The organism is Planctobacterium sp. AWH2_060, assembly GCF_056158425.1.
The window spans coordinates 4474910-4491023 of the sequence record NZ_JBSWTG010000001.1 but is presented as its reverse complement, the minus strand read 5'-3'; the positions used below and the strand labels follow the sequence as shown (position 1 = coordinate 4491023).

Annotated in this window: 11 protein-coding genes; 5 read left to right on the top strand and 6 right to left on the bottom strand. The window is 46.8% G+C overall.

Annotated features, from left to right (window positions below; all coding sequences use genetic code 11):
• Nucleotides 1-197: 197 nt before the first annotated feature.
• Nucleotides 198-3647, top strand: coding sequence for a PAS domain-containing hybrid sensor histidine kinase/response regulator (locus ACXAD8_RS19315; protein WP_475231585.1), 3450 nt, complete (start codon nucleotides 198-200; stop codon nucleotides 3645-3647).
• A gap of 22 nt (nucleotides 3648-3669) precedes the next feature.
• Here the strand turns inward: ACXAD8_RS19315 and ACXAD8_RS19310 are convergent, their stop codons facing one another.
• Nucleotides 3670-4899 (bottom strand): Vgb family protein, encoded by a 1230-nt coding sequence (locus ACXAD8_RS19310; RefSeq protein WP_475231584.1) that lies wholly within the window; start codon nucleotides 4897-4899, stop codon nucleotides 3670-3672.
• Nucleotides 4900-5014: 115 nt separating this feature from the next.
• On the opposite strand from ACXAD8_RS19310, the gene ACXAD8_RS19305 reads away from it, so the two are divergent.
• From ACXAD8_RS19305 to ACXAD8_RS19290, 4 genes are all read left to right on the top strand, one after another.
• On the top strand, nucleotides 5015-5917 hold the full coding sequence (locus ACXAD8_RS19305) for an HPP family protein (RefSeq protein ID WP_475231583.1): 903 nt from the start codon (nucleotides 5015-5017) through the stop codon (nucleotides 5915-5917).
• A 294-nt stretch (nucleotides 5918-6211) separates the two neighbouring features.
• A complete protein-coding gene (locus tag ACXAD8_RS19300; protein ID WP_475231582.1) occupies nucleotides 6212-7666 on the top strand; it encodes a hypothetical protein in 1455 nt (484 codons plus the stop codon).
• Between the two features lie 156 nt (nucleotides 7667-7822).
• Nucleotides 7823-9148: a hypothetical protein gene (locus ACXAD8_RS19295; protein WP_475231581.1), complete on the top strand. Its 1326-nt coding sequence runs from the start codon at nucleotides 7823-7825 to the stop codon at nucleotides 9146-9148.
• Nucleotides 9149-9466, top strand: coding sequence for a hypothetical protein (locus tag ACXAD8_RS19290; protein WP_475231580.1), 318 nt, complete (start codon nucleotides 9149-9151; stop codon nucleotides 9464-9466).
• A gap of 22 nt (nucleotides 9467-9488) precedes the next feature.
• Here the strand turns inward: ACXAD8_RS19290 and ACXAD8_RS19285 are convergent, their stop codons facing one another.
• The 5 genes from ACXAD8_RS19285 to ACXAD8_RS19265 all read right to left on the bottom strand — a co-directional run bounded on the left by ACXAD8_RS19285 (nucleotide 9489) and on the right by ACXAD8_RS19265 (nucleotide 15147).
• Nucleotides 9489-11162, bottom strand: coding sequence for a methyl-accepting chemotaxis protein (locus ACXAD8_RS19285; RefSeq protein ID WP_475231579.1), 1674 nt, complete (start codon nucleotides 11160-11162; stop codon nucleotides 9489-9491).
• A gap of 146 nt (nucleotides 11163-11308) precedes the next feature.
• Nucleotides 11309-13237 (bottom strand): extracellular catalytic domain type 1 short-chain-length polyhydroxyalkanoate depolymerase, encoded by a 1929-nt coding sequence (locus tag ACXAD8_RS19280; RefSeq protein WP_475231578.1) that lies wholly within the window; start codon nucleotides 13235-13237, stop codon nucleotides 11309-11311.
• Between the two features lie 160 nt (nucleotides 13238-13397).
• Nucleotides 13398-14021 (bottom strand): M23 family metallopeptidase, encoded by a 624-nt coding sequence (locus tag ACXAD8_RS19275; protein WP_475231577.1) that lies wholly within the window; start codon nucleotides 14019-14021, stop codon nucleotides 13398-13400.
• 534 nt (nucleotides 14022-14555) lie between these two features.
• Nucleotides 14556-14843, bottom strand: coding sequence for a helix-turn-helix domain-containing protein (locus tag ACXAD8_RS19270; protein WP_475231576.1), 288 nt, complete (start codon nucleotides 14841-14843; stop codon nucleotides 14556-14558).
• Nucleotides 14830-15147, bottom strand: coding sequence for a transcriptional regulator (locus tag ACXAD8_RS19265; protein WP_475231575.1), 318 nt, complete (start codon nucleotides 15145-15147; stop codon nucleotides 14830-14832). Before ACXAD8_RS19265 ends, ACXAD8_RS19270 begins: the two co-directional genes overlap by 14 nt.
• Nucleotides 15148-16114 lie beyond the last annotated feature (967 nt).

The window sequence follows — 16114 nt, the reverse complement described above, 5'->3', positions numbered from 1 at the left end:
TATTTATCGAAGTAATCATATCAGGACAGCCATTACAACGATAACAATTATCCGTGACCTAATTGCCAGTCAGCTCCAGGCCCACTTCCTTGCCCGCATCGGCACCATGGATCTAATTACCCATTCTCAATCAGGCTGATATTCGCTAAAGTGGTGTGTTAAAGCGACAAAAATAACAACCCTATGCTGAAAGCCCCATGCTGACCCCCTCACTGTTATTAATTGCCTCACTGCTGTATCTGCTGGTGTTGTTTGGCATTGCCTTTTGGGGTGATAAAGCCAGTCGCTGGCAAAAGATAAAGCCGACGATCTACAGCCTGGGCCTCGGTGTTTATTGCACATCTTGGTCTTTTTACGGGGTGCCCGGCCAGACGGCTGAAACCGGATGGTGGATCACTCCCACCTACACCGGTGCGATTCTGGTGTACTTGCTGGCCTGGCCATTGGTACTTAAAGTCGCCCGCATTTGCCGGGATAATAATCTCACTTCTATGGCGGATTTTATCGCCACCCGATATGGCCGTTCGATGCGCATATCGGCTCTGATCAGTTTGGTGTGCGTAATTGCCATAGTGCCCTACATCAGCCTGCAAATCCGAGCCGTGGCCAACAGTGTTAACATCGTCACCGGCAATAGCGGTGCGGGTGGCAACAGTGCTTTGTTTTTTACGCTGTTGCTGGCGGCCTTTGCCATTTTGTTTGGTACCCGCAGAGTGCGAACCTCAGAACACAATCCCGGGCTGATGCTGGCCATCGCGTTTGAATCCATTATTAAATTACTGACCTTTTTGGCGGTTGGCATTTTTGTGGTTTGGTTTATGTTCGATGGCGTAGCCGATCTCACCGCACAAAGTCAGCACCTGAGTTACACCAGTGACGAACCAGCTAGTTGGTACACCTATGTCAGCCAGACCTTTATTGGGGTACTGATGATGTTCTGCCTGCCTCGCCAGTTTCACGTTTGTTTTATCGAACAAACCAGCGAAAAAGAAATGTTGCCGTCTCGCTGGCTGTTTCCTTTGTACATGTTGGCACTGAATGTATTTGCCCTGCCTATCGCTTCAGCGGGTTTACTTTGGTTTCAGGACGGTCAGGTGGCTCCCGACAACATAATGTTGCTATTGCCCATGGCCGCCGACAGTCAATTAATGACTCTGATTTCCTTTTTAGGCGGATTTGCCGCAGCCACCAGCATGGTGATCGTCAGCGCAATCGTACTGAGCATCATGGTGTCCAACGATTTGATCACCCCCTGGCTGGTAAGCCGAACCCAACAATCCCAGGTGGCTGAGCGCCTGAGTCCAAAGAAGTTAATCCTGTTTCGGCGTCTTACCATCATCATCGTTTTGCTATCCGCCTGGCTTTACTATCAGATCACCAGAGACTACGGGCTACTGGCCAATACCGGCTTGATGGCGATGACCTTAGTGGCCCAATGTGCTCCAGCCTTGTTATTAGGCCTATTCTGGCGCAACGCCAATGAAAAGGCAGCCCTGTGCAGCATCCTGGTGGGTGCCGCCCTGTGGAGCTATACCTTGTTGCTACCCACACTTCTGTATTCCAGTGCCTCCGACAGTGCGATTTTACAGCACGGATTTATGGGCATCAGCGCGCTGGTGCCAACCGCCATGTTTGGCCTGCAACTAGACTTTATCAGTCACGGCTTGTTGATCAGTTTGGGCGGCAACTTACTCACCTTTTTTTGGTTATGCTGGCGTCGAAGACCTCTGGTGGCAGAGCAATTACAGGCCTCTTTATTTATCAATAACCAGGTACGTAGCGATAACCAAAAGCGGGGCTACGACAATTTAACTCTGGCCAGCGTACAGAGCTTGTTGTCGCGCTTTTTAGAAGCTGACCGGGTAGCCGAGTTTTTTCACAGCCATTACGGCGGTACAGCGCCTGACTGGAACAGCATGGCCCCGAAAGCGTTGCTGGATAAGTTAGAACAGGAGCTGTCGGCCATTATTGGCGGCGCATCTGCCCGTTTGGTTTTGGAATCCGCCAGTGGCAGCAACAATGTCGCGCTAAGTGAAGTGGTAGAACTGGTGGATGAAGCCAGTGAAGTGTACAAGTTTAATCGCGCTTTGTTGCAATCCACCATTCAGAATATCGACCAGGGCATATCTGTGGTGGATAAAGAGCTGCGCATCGTGGCCTGGAACAGGGCCTACATCGATATGTTTAACTATCCCGATGGCGAAATTTACGTGGGCCGTCCTGTGGAAGAGGTTATCCGACTGAATGCCCAACGAGGCTTATTCGGCCATATCGATAAAATCCAGATAGACGAAGAAGTGGCAAAACGGGTTGATTATCTGCGCTCCGGAAAACCCTATAGTTTTCGCCGGGTGCATCCCAGCAACAAAGTGCTGGAAATGAAGGGCAATCCGCTACCGGGCGGCGGCTTTGTCACCACCTACACCGACATCACTGAATTTGTGGAAAACCAAAAGGCGCTGGAAGAGCTGAATGTCCACCTGGAAAACCGGGTACAACAGCGTACCCAGGATCTGGAAGCCATGAACCAGCGGCTGGAGGATGCAAGACAACTGGCAGTTCAAGCCAATGAAGACAAAACCCGATATTTTGCCGCCATCAGTCACGACCTGCTGCAACCCTTTAATGCTGCAACCCTGTTCAACTCCATACTTAAAGAAAAGCTGCAAACACCAGATCTGGTTGAACTGAGTAGCAACATTCAAAACTCGCTGGAAAATGCCGAACAGCTGGTGAATTCGGTATTGGAACTCACCAAGCTGGATGCCGGGGTTATTTCTCCGCAAGTGGAAGATGCTGATATCCACCAGCTCATTACACCACTGTTGGATGAATATCGCTTGATGTGTGAGCAAAAAGGGCTGCAATTTCACGCAGACATTCCCCATCAACTTACCCGCACTGATGCCAAACTACTCAAACGGGTATTGCAAAATCTGCTCACCAACGCCATTCGTTACACCGAATCAGGCTTCGTAAACATTGAATGCCAAATCGACAAGCAACTAACAATTACCGTAAAGGATTCCGGCGAAGGCATTAAAGAAGAAGACAAAGCGCGTATTTTCAAAGATTTTGAGCAAGCCAGTCATCAACACACAGGGCAAGGGCTGGGCTTAGGTCTCGCCATTGCCTCACGCATTTGCCGTATTCTGGGCCATGAGCTGAGTTTTGATTCCACCTGGAAACAAGGCAGCGAGTTTCGCATTACCCTGCCCTGCATCAAAGGCAATATTAATCAGGGCGAGCTACTACAAACAAAAGCCGTGTGTAAAACCGATATGCAGGATGTCAAAGTGCTGGTGATTGATAATGAACCAGCACTCTTAGAGGCCATGACTCTGCGCCTGGAAACCTGGGGCTGCGAAGTGGTAAATGCCAGTAACCTTGAAGAAGCGTTAAACGCATGTGACCACTTTACTCCGGATATTATTGTGGCGGATTATCATCTGGACAACGGTAAAAATGGCATAGATGCGGTACAACAAATTCGGGTTCATCTGAGCCGTGAAATTCCGGTGATTATCAATAGCGCTGACCATGCCGAAACCATTCGGGAAATGGCTATGGAGCAGGGGTTTGGCTTTATCGCCAAACCAGTGAAACCCGCTACCTTAAAGCGCTTGTTGAAGAAGGGGTTGGGATAAGCAGCGCGTTTTTTTATCTCTGTTACTTTTCAGACCAGATAATTTCTGCCAGTTGATTCGTGGCTGTCTGATGAATTATCAATCCCTGATTGCCCATGCGCATATGCCGAATCAAACCGCTGTAAACACCTTCTTTACTGGGGATTTGCCAGCTTTGCATGGTTTCTGTAGTTAAATCAAATCGCACCAAAGTTTCCGGTCTTTTGCTGGACTCATTAAACCAAATAGCACCATCGGCATATTCAATGGCGTAAGGGTGGCTGTTTGGACCGCTGGGATTGTCCCACTCGGTAATCTCGCTGGTTTTCGGATCATAACGGCCCAGTTTCCCCATGCCTGAATTAACGTAAAACACCCTATCATCTGGCGTAATTGCAAGTCGTCGTGCATGAGTTTTATCGCCAGGCAACTTGATTTCTTCCAGGCTCATAGACTCTGTGTTGACTTTAATCAGACAGTTGCTGCCATTACAGGACACCCAGGGGGTTCCCGTTGAGTCCAGCTTAATACCGTAAGGTCGGGAGCCTTTGGTGGGAAGTGTCACTAATTTAATATCGCCGGTTGCTGGATCCAAGCGTCCAATCATATTGCTGTGCTGCAAGGTAAACCAAAAAATGCCATTCTGATCGAACTCACCTGTATGGGGATCCCTGGCATTATCATCTGGCATTCTAAAAACGGTAAAGTCTTCCGTATCGAGGTTTAAGTAACCAACAGTGCCATTTTTATTGCCTAAAAACCACGGGTTAAGATGCTTGTCCAGAGTGACACTGTGAGGATATGTACCTTCAGGCAGCAGATATTCTTTCATTTCCCCTGTAGCAGGATCGAGGCGTCCCAAAATATTACCCCATTGCCCAACCCACCAAATAACACCATCTTTGCCCTGCACTGGATCACGAGCCCGTTGCCCGAGTGTAGGCACCTGCCAATAGCGATAATTCAATTGCATATCGCCGGGCACAGGAATCGATGCTCGACGATCATTCTCTGGATAGTGTTTTGCCAGATACTGACTTAATTCATCTGCCTGCTCGGTATTCAATTCCACCATATATCCCAGAAGCGTTTTCCACTGAGCCTGGTTATAGCCTGCACTGCGCTCTAAGTTAGCAAGGCTGTGGCAGGATGAGCATAGCTGATTCGCCATCTGTTCCTGTGCATGAACCACTGCCATCGGGAATACAAACAACAAGACCACCAGATTAGCGCTTATTTTGAGTTTCGCCATTGTGCACAAGAAGATTTTCATTAGGACCTCATACATAATAAATAGTAGATTATTAATCCTGCAAACATTGCAACCCGGTAAATAATAGTAAACATTACGGCCTCGTAAAAAATTACACAAAGCGTCAAAATCAAAAATGTTTCAAAGCCTGATCCGCTTTCTCGGCATTCAAAGCAACGTAGTCACATCTGAAAAACTGGTAGCCACACTGGGTGGTGCGATCGCCATTTTTTGTTGCCTTAATATCACCCATTATTTTACCGGTGCGATTGGCACCGCAGCAATACTGCCCTCAATGGGCGCATCTGCAGTATTACTTTTTGCCGTTCCTCACGGCCAGCTGTCCACACCATGGGCATTGTTTACAGGTAACCTGCTATCAGCGATTATCGGAGTCACTTGCGCTCAGCTTATTGCTCCAATTGGGTTGGCGGCAGCAGTTGCGGTTGCAATCTCGATTCTGGTAATGCACCTGACCCACAGTTTACATCCTCCCGGTGGCGCAACCGCATTGGCCGCAGTCATTGGAGGCGCAGACATTACCGCTTTGGGGTACTGGTATGCGATTACCCCAACATTACTGAACTGCTGTGTAATGTTTAGCGTGGCCCTGATTTTCAACAACTTTTTCAGTTGGCGCAGATATCCGCAATCTCTGATGCGTTACCAAAGTGTGGGTTATCACCCAGATACACGCAAGATCAAAAAACAGCATATTCATGAAGCCATCAATCGTTCCGAGTTGGTCATTGATGCCAGCGATGAACAAATCAAACATATCATTGATTTGGCTGATGCCATTTTTCACGAGGAATTAGTAAAAGGCTTTAACCTGGAAGCTGGCGCCTTTTATACCAACGCTCAACCCGGCAGAAAATGGTCGGTTCGCCAGATAGTAGACCAACATGAGCACCCAGATCCTGTCCGTCATCAGATTATTTATCGCATTGTTGACGGCGAAGGAAAAGGTCAATCCGGCACCTGTTCGCTAATGGAATTCGCCTCTTGGGCAAAAGAGAAATTGCGCCCCAAATATTAGCTATTACATTATTCGGTCTAAACTGTTTCCGAAGACGATTTTTTGATATATGCACCATCACAGTGCTGGTAATCTCCGTCAGGCTCAGTTTTTTGGTCAGCTATTTTTCTCATGCTCTTTTCAGCAATGACTTTAGCCTCAAAATGGTGCTATTAGACTAAAGTATAACGAGTCTTATACTTTAGTCTAACTCGCTAATTTAGAGGTATTTTTTGCTCTTCAACTCTCTAGAATTCGCTGTATTACGACAAGGCAGTCAGCGCCTTTTTGAAAATTGTTACAGAGAGTTTAATAATGAAAAACAACCTTCAGTTATCCGTTGCTATCATCGCGCTTCTTTCAACAGGCGCGGCCTCCGCCACTTCGGTAAAAACCTGTACCCTTGACTACTCTGGCGTAATGAATGCCATTGATGTTGATAATGGTGTGGTAACCGGCGTAGCTAAACTCTTTGCCAAACAATCCGCAAATGAAACCTTCACTCTGGTAGCTAAAGACGGTCAGGAATACGAGCGTTCAGGCACCATCACTACCACAGTCGATTTATCACAGTTCGCCGCTGACGGGGAAAGCTGCTCTTTCGACAATCGCTTTACGCCAATTCACTCCATCAGTGACAACCGCCCCTGGCGTCAATTTCAAATGCGCTTTGACAGCTATTACGACAGTAACATCATGGCCAGATACCAGCACAATGGTATTGACAGCAAACTGATGGTAGCCAACGGCTGGACCTGGGGTGCCGATATGGCCGGTATCCACGTATTTGAAATGATCGATGGTGAGTTCTTCCCGGTTAAATATGACATTGACCAGGGCAATGGTGAGTTACCAGCCTATAGAGCCGGTCAGACTCTGATGAGTTTAGATGGTGACGGTGGTCAATGGCAGTACAGAGCTTCTGCAGTTAGCGATGACGGCAGATTAGTAGCCGGTTACGCCAAACTGGAAGAAGACGTGGATTTTGAAAATGGCTCTGAGATCAAGGACTCTGACAAATTCGGCATGATTTGGGAACTTGCCGAAAGTTGTAGTATCGATAGCAGAAAGTGTAATGCTGAAGACGCCAGCCGTTTGACCAGTGGCTCCGACAGTACATCAGCCATTCAGGTGCGTTCCCTCAGTGCCAGACAAATCAATCGCGATGCCTCTGAAAAAGCAGTTTACAGTAACGGCGAAAACGTCACCATAGAAACCAGCCGTCTGTCTGAAGGACAAGTTATCAGTTACGACTCTATTCCTGCAGATTTTACCATCGGTTATCGCTTTTTAACGGGTGCTGAAAATGTAGCCTGTACCCTGATTGATTCCGAAGGAGCATTTGCCCACAATAAACTAGAGCGCCACGATCCCTATGTCATTTTTGGTGATTCCAACAACGGCGAAGACTATAATACGCGTGAAAAGTCAGTTTTAGGTGCCGGTGAGCTGACCTTAAAAATAGCGGTTTACGACAACAGAAATTGTGAAGGCGAACCCTATTTTAATGATTCTGTGACCGTTTCTATCAACAAAACCGACGGTACTTCTTCAACGGGTGCTCCCGCTGATGAAGCAACCGAAGAAACATCTGGAGAGTTCTATCTGGTGGACAGACAGGAACAGCCGTCTAATTTTGAAATGCTGACCTTTGATGCCGACAGTACCATGGCCAGTATCTTTGGTATCAACACCATCAGCGAAGGTAAATACCTGCTGCATGGCCGCTCCGCCTCGGGTAAAGCCATGGTGGCGCTGGTAACGCTGTAAACAAATCCTTCAAATTCAAAAACAAAAAAGTTGCCCCCGGCAACTTTTTTTGTTTTTAGTCAGGAGCCATTAAATGTTTTTATCCTGACAGCCATAGCAAGCGGCCAAATCAACTATAATTTCAATTTAACCCAATAAATTGTTAACCAGGGCCGAATGAGTCGCAAACTTCGCAAGCAACAGAAAAAGTTAAAGGCCGTTGCCCACACGGAAGCAAAAGCTGAGGAACAATATTTTCAGGAGCTGCCGGCACATTTCAAACCTTTATCACAGAAAAGTGGCGTGACGCTGCTCAACTCGATATATAACAATCAAAATCCCGGTTATTACTACGACAGCCGATCTGGCAAAAACTATAAAGTCATTTATCGCTCATACGATGGCGCTTACACCGCTGTTAGGTTAAGCCAGTCAGAGCTTAAACTAGTAACCCGTCATTCTGATGCCGCCTCTGTGGTTCAGAAGCTGGGGAAAATGGATGAAAGCGCCACATTGGCGAAGCAGTGGTTGCTGCATCAACCGCTGCCTTTTATTAATAAATGCCATCAAATCCTGACCTTTATTAACCAGTACACAGCAAACTGCCAGGAGCACCTCACGGTCGTTTCAGAGCTGGCTGACATAGCTCAAAAAATATTTTTCTCGCCTTCTCCGGTTTCGGCTGAGGTAGATTCAGCTTTTGCCAAACAACCCGAAAAGAAAAGGCCAGAACAGCTTGCCGAACAAATCGAGCAATTAGTCACCGTGGTCTCGACACAGAACCTGGCAACACTGCCCAAAAACCTGTGCGTATTTATACAAACTCTGGCAGCGGATTTTTTGAGTAATAAGCAAACACTGCTGGCACTGAATGACAATCAATCCGATGCATTAATCCATATTGCCATTAAGCTGGACGCCGAGAGATTTTCTGACACTTTATATGCTGGACATTCACCGACAATTAAACAGTCCCTGGCATTACTGTTTCGATTTATCAGTGGCGAAAAAACTGACAAACCCGATGAAGACCAGGTTAACCTGCTACGCCATTTATATGGGAACCGGGAAAAGGTAGGTGATCTGGCACTTCAGTGCTGGCTGCAAAGTGCGCTACATACTCTACAAGACAGTATTCCGGATTGCCCGACACTAACTTCTGAATATAAGTATTATGCCCACTGGCATGAAAAGGGCCATAATCCTTTCACGCGAGTAGGAAATGCCGCGATTATCTTGTCGGTAGCCACCTTATTAGTATGGTTTTGCGGACAGTTTTACGGTGAAGAGAATATCAAAACCGGTACCTGGGCCGCTGCCAGTGTCACCAATATCGTACTGCCTTTTGTCATGTACCTGTTGTTTCGGCTCTACAAATGGACTCACTGGGGCTCAGCATCTTATCTTTGTATCCTCATGATCCTGTGCACCGCGATAATCGGACATAGCAACTACTTTGAAGATTCTAAAAAGCATTTTGCCGGCATTTATCAGGAGCAGTAGTTGCAAGAGGGAAGCACTGTCCCAACGGATGCCACCAGCAACACGCTGTTTCGGGCATTTCTCAACAACAGGCTACCAGATAGCTGGGGAATTCTATTTCTGGATCACTTGCGTTTTCGGGCCATGGTGGGCACCTGGTCTGAAGAAAGAGCTTATATCTACGGCCCTTATATTCAGGTGCATCGACAGGGATTTAACGTTTGGTTTAACGGGGTGTTGCAACTGGTGGTTATATGGATCACTTGTGGCTTTGCCTTTATCTTTGCCAAATACCCCTCAAAGAAAAAACAAGAAAACACCGCCTCTAATCAAAATTAAAGCAAATATCACAGAGCCTAAATCACACCTTAAACTTGCTCACCAGTTGCTGCAATTGCTCCGCCAGGCCAAGCAGCTTATGGCTGTCATTGGTACTGAGATTTGATAAGTGTTCCGTTTCGCCACTGGTTTCAGCGATTTTACTGATGCGTCGGTTAACGTCTTCACTCACCTGATGTTGTTGTTCAGAGGCTGTGGCAATTTGAGCAATCATGGCAGTCATGTTACTGATATCTTTGGTGATCACCGCAATACCGGCTCCGGCGGTTTCTACCTTATTCACGGTAAGTTGAGATTTGCTTTGTCCGCCCTGCATCACTCGAACTGCTGCATCCGCGGTGTGCTGCAAGCGTTGAATCGTCTGCTGGATTTCTTCCGTGCTTACCTGAGTGCGACTGGCCAGGGTTCTTACTTCATCCGCCACCACCGCAAATCCACGGCCTTGCTCACCCGCTCGGGCCGCCTCAATAGCGGCATTCAGAGCCAACAAATTGGTTTGCTCTGCGATACCCCGTATCACTTCCAGTACCGACACTATATCACTGACATTTTCTTCCAGCGTAGCGATAGCGCTGGCGCCACTGCTAACATCTTCCGCCAATTCGCGTACGTGTTGCACTGAGCCTTGCAGCTCTGCAATTGCATGCTGGCTTTTTACTTCAGCATCAGACGCTGAACTAGCCGCCTGTTCGGCACTACCTGCGATTTCTATTGCAGATGCCGCCATTTCAGTCATGGCGGTGGCCACCATATCAGTTTCCTGATTTTGTTGTTTTACCCAGTTGTGAATTTGTTCGTTGCGCTCATCAATGAGTTTCGAGGCCGCCTTTACCTGACCCGAACAATCCAGTACCTGTTCAACAATGCCGCGTATCTTATCCACAAACTGATTAAAACTGGCTGCCAATTGCCCCACTTCATCCTGGCTTTTAATTTGTAATCGGCGGGTTAAATCCCCCTGCCCGGTGGAAATCTCTAACAGGTTGTCATTCATTGCTTCCAGCGGACGCATGATGCGTTTGGCCACCACCCGCACCATAAATACCATTAAACTGCTTAACCCAACCGATACCAGCAATGCAAAACTCAAAGAGCGGGCCAGAGTATTTTCAGCCTGTTCTGCTATTTGTGCGACTTCATGATCAATATCATCAATATAAAACCCGGTGCCCACCATCCAGTTGTATTCAGATAACCAAAGGGTGTAACTCAGTTTAGGCAGAGGTTCCTGCCCCTGGCTTCTGGGCCAATGATACAAATAAAAGCCATCCTTATTTTTAGCGGCATTGATCAGCCCCTGCACTACGTATTTGCCATTGGGATCCTGAACGTTCCAGTAGTTCTCGCCAACACCGGAAAGATTGCTGCCCAGTGCCACCCGGTCACCGTTTTCAGCATAGGCAAACAAATAATTATTACCATCATAGGAAAGGGATTGAATATAGCGCTGCACTTTCTCTCGTACTTGCTCAGGGCTTAAGGTTTTATCCGACAACACATAATCAATGCCGCTCAGGCTTAATTCCAGATAGTTTTTCAGCTCTGCTTTTTTCAGGGACATTAAATTATTGCGGGTGGTAGAAATTTGCTCTTCAGAGGAGGACACCAATGTCATCCAGAAGGTTAACATCAATATGGCACATAAGAGGATTACAGGTACCAGGGTTAATACCGTCAGTTTGTTTTTCAGGCTCATACTTATTACACGAAACTCTGTTTACTTTGCCACCCCGTCACTTTAAACATTTTTTTAACATTTGAATGCTGTACTTAAGTACCATGCCAATAGTAAAAACAGGCCGGAGAAATCCGGCCTGTGACTTTATATTCTGCTAAACAAGTTTATGGACAAGTACCCAGATACCAGGTGGTATCGTCGTCTGAGTGCAGTGTGTTGTTGCCCCAGGTAGACCCGGGCATGGCATCATCACTGCCATTGGCAAAATAGTCCGGAACGTAGATATTGCCTGTGCTGTATGCCCGGCCAGCCACTTTGTGATAATAATTAGCCGTGGTCACTTCGCTGCACTGACGACCAGAGCCGCCACCGGAACCGCCGCCGTTGCCACCACCTGAACCACCGCCAGAACCGCTACAAGTTTGCAAAGGTCCGGTGCATGAGGCGTCATCATCTTGCCATTGACACTGCTGCCCAACCGAAACTTCATTGAGTTTGAATGGGGCAGAGCTGTACTCCAGGTAACAGTTGGCGTAGTTGGTGTAATCCAGTCGGCCTGCGGAGATATGTTCATCCAATGTGGCTGTCTGCCCGGCATCAATATCAAAGCTTACATTTTGAGATGAGGACAGATTGGTGAGGTCTGTAGCCGTTACCTGTGCAGTATTGCTACCGCCGGGCAAATTACAGGCCTCAGCACTGAAATCAGGCACATTAACCTCTGCTACAACGTTCCCGGTTGCAAAGCTCACTTCCACGGTATCCAGATTCAGGTTTTCATCGGTGACTTTACCAGTCACGGTGGCACATTGTCCTTGTACTGCCACGGCAATGTCAGCCAACTCTGGCGCGGTAGCTGGCGGCTCTGGTCCCACCCGAACCTGACCGGTCACCGGAAGTCCTGGTTTACTCTCATTATCCGTAGCCACAACAATAACTGTATACAGACCATCCGGCAGAGAAGCACTGACCAGGGTAAACTGATCGCTAGCATCGACATTGCCACTAACAGTGTCGCTTACCGGCCCACTAATATTGGCACTGACATCCAACACACTGCCCTCAGCATCTGTGGCACTACCGCTGATGACTATCTGGCTGCCATTGACTGAAAACTGCACGTTTTCCAGCACTGGGCCGGCGTTTCTGTCTACCCTTTGGTTGTTTTCCAGAAAGTACTGACCAAGATATGAGGCATAATTAATGCTGTTGCCATTCACGTAAGAACCGCTAGCTCCCTGGCCACCAGACCAGGAGTGATCCAGATTATCAAACCACAACATGGTTACCCGGCCATCCTGCCACTGAGTTTCACGGGCAGTATTTGAGGGGCCTTCAGAAAGCGTATTAGTACCCGGCAGTTGACTGACACCATACAATGCTGCCATACCATCGGCATTTTGCTGGTTGTAGCACAGGTTCACCGTAGTATCGTTTTCTCCCTGTGCGATGGAAGCAATTTGGGTATCAAAGTGGCTGCCATAGCTGCCGCCGTATTGAGAACAACGCGCTGCGACATCGGCACTTTCACAGGGACCAATAGCCCCGCTGGAACTGGTTCCGATACTTGGTCCGGCACTAATCCCCATACCGGCGAATACATCTGGCGCCAGACATGCAGTGGTATTGGCAAAGGCGGCTCCTGAAGATAAGCCGGCAATATACACCTGGTCTGGGTCGATATTTCGAGAACTGTCACCCGATAGTGTATTGGCCAGGGTGATCAGGTTTTTATAGTCACCGGCACTGCGGGATTTAGTGCCCTGCCAGTAAGACCAGCAGCTAAATCCCGCCTTATTCATGGCATCGGGCACTGCGATCACCAGACCATATTGCTCAGCGGCATCTTCCAGATTAGCGGTAAGATAAGCATCAATGGATTGCGTACAGCCGTGCAACACTAATAGCAAGCCCTTGCCGTTGCCAATTGTCGAGGTGCTGTCTGGCGTATAGATATGCACCTTGCTAAAACCGCCAATGCTGACATTGTTCTGCCAGCTCCCGGCCAGCAGAGAAGTTGAAAAGAGAACAGAGGTTAAAAATATGAGTGTGCCTGAAATTGCGCTTCGGGCTAAACGTAGGGATTGCATCATTGTTATTCCTATTGTCACAGGTTGATTGTTAACGCCAGGAATGCAGGTTACACATCTAAGAAATTACTTACCCATCCCAACGCTTTCCCTAATCTAGTGCATTTTTCGCACAATTCCGCTGGTACTTTAGTACAGTATGCTGTCGAGTTTGCTTGAGTTATTAGTTGAGCAGTCTGCCAGATGAATTAGCTTTGTAGGTTTCTCCTGACTTCAGGCCACATTGATGAGGACGGGTGTTTTTAAAGGTAATGGGCTTAGTCTGACCACAGGGAAGTTGATTATAATGGGGCGGCAAATTGGGTCCGCATTGCTGCACGTCAAAATGCAAATGAGGCCCGCCACTTTGACCTGTATTTCCGCTCAATGCGATAACATCCCCGGCATTTACCCTATCCCCTTCTTCCACCAGCGCACCTTTGTGGGTTAAATGAAAGTATCGAGCAACACTACCGTCCTGATGCTGAATAAATACATAATTTTCTTGTAAATCAATGTTGTTACCGTCTACAAAAGACTCTCTGACACTGACTACTACACCGTCTCTGGCAGCAACGATTTTAGTGCCAATCGGCATAACAAAATCAATTGCATAAAGACCCACACCGTTATTTGAAGCCCGGTAGTGCTCTGTTGTAGCGTAAACCCGATGACTGGTACCAATTTCATAGGGCAGCACATAAAGCGAATTTTGCTGCTCGGGGAAAACAGTACAATCAACCTCAGGTTTTGCACATGCCATCAAAGATACAGATGATAAAAAGGCCAGAACAAAAAGATTCTTCATTGAATTTCCTCATTTAAAGAACCTTAGTCGTGACAGTTTTTATAATGGTTTAAAAGTTCGAATTGTTAACCTGACACCCATAATATTTTTTGCGCTTTTAATGTGGCTGTCCTGGTAATTTTGGAGCAACAATTCCGCTGGTACTTTAGTACGGTGTAGTGCTAAATTTGGGTGAGATATTAGGGCTGTTTGCATTCTAAGGTTGGATTTAACTTTTGAATGGTAATTGGTAACGCCGCTGTTTTGTGCAAAAGTTGGTAGGTCAACAATAGCGATTAACAGCCGTTGGCTTTACACCTTTCACAATGACGGCTTGTTTAAGTTTGCCGTCATTCGAAAAGTCCATTTTTACAGGTTCTGGATGACCGCTATTCTTCCAAAGCGGACGTTTAAGACCACATATTCGAAAGTCCAATCTGAATGTATTTCGGACATTGGTCTTTTCTCATTTTAATAACAGCTATGAGTGAACTGCAGAAATTGATTATTTGTAGAAAATGCACCCAAAAGCGGACAATCAATAATTCACCCAGATTAATGTAAATCGGAAAATACCTCTGGATGCTGCTCGGCTATTCGAAGTAATGCTATAGCGGGTCCGTTCGGCTCTCGACGACCTTGCTCCCAATCTTGCAACGTGCGCTTACTGACTCCCAACATCGCAGCGAACGCCACTTGAGACATTTTTAGTTTAGCTCTTATCACGTTAGGGGCAGATGGCTCCGATAACTCAGTCGTTCTAAGCTGTACTTTTCCCTGCTTAAAATTCTGAATTTCTTCAATTCCAGCGAGAATTTCTGCACCTAAGTCACGGTTTGTCATTGTCTATTGCCTCCGCAATTTTCTTGAGTTGATGTCCTGGTATAGTGGCCTTTTCAGATTTACTATAGATCGTTAGCATCCACATTTCACTTTCCGACTTCTTCCAGTAGTAGATGATTCTAACCCCACCACTTTTTTCCTGTTGTTCGCCTGCCCAGCGAACTTTTCTGACGCCACCTGAGCCTTTCACAATATTGCCAGACTCAGGATGTTGCAGAAGATAGTTTTGAAGTCCACGATAATATTCTTCCCCGAGGTAACTTGGAAGTAGTTTTGTGAACAGCCTAGTTTCAATAAAAATCATACATTGTATATACGGCAAAGCCGTATATAAGTAAAGTGAATGAGTGCGAAAGGTTTTACTTCGTTGAATCATTAAACGTTAAAAAGGATAGACGATAAAGATGCTCAGAGCGTTCCAATGCATCTTCGACGGTTATGTCCGAATAGTGGACAGTATTTTCTACATTTTTATGGTCAAGTGAAAATTGCTTCTCTTTTAAGTTGTGCCGCATTTCATAGGAGTAATGAAGCCTTAGTTAGGAGCAGCGAATGTAATTAAAGGGGTCAGAGAAAATTGTTTTCGCGTCAATGTTGGCAGGTCTTCAAAAAGTTGCTTGTCCCTCTTAGTCTGTAGTGATTCGTGTTAATTCGTGCCACTACATGCATAGCTTGGATGCCGGGTAGTGAAGGTTAATTTTACCCCGACCCCCTTTATTTCCCTTCGGTGCCAAACCCGTCCCCAGAAGCGATGCCGATGCTACTGGGGAAGACTGATGTGCTTCCAGCCACTTTAGAATGACCCTCAACGCCCTGGTTTCGGTTTTATATTGTTTGGTACGAACTTTATCCGACCTAAAGGTTACGCTAAACATGCAAGTCTCACAGTTAGATATTCAATATACGGTATCAAAAAATAGCTTAGTCTGAACTCAGAGGTAACCGATCACTGCGATATTTTGTCTTATCCGACCATAAAATGTAAAGTTCAGGTAACCAACGCATTAGATTGGCTGGATCTTATAATTGACTCCATTTACCGTGTTCCAATCATTCATTGATGCCGATTTGAAGATAAATGCTGACCTTTAAATTTAGTTCTTCGATGTTATTTATTCGAAGGGGAGCCCCCCTTTTGGCCCGGACGCGAGACAACATAAGCTTCACGGTCAGTACCTGAATACTGTTGCTCAATAGCTGCTCTCACCGTATTGCTCCCGGTCAGGATTATCTTCAGTACTGACTGAACCACTTGGGTAAGCAGCCTCAAA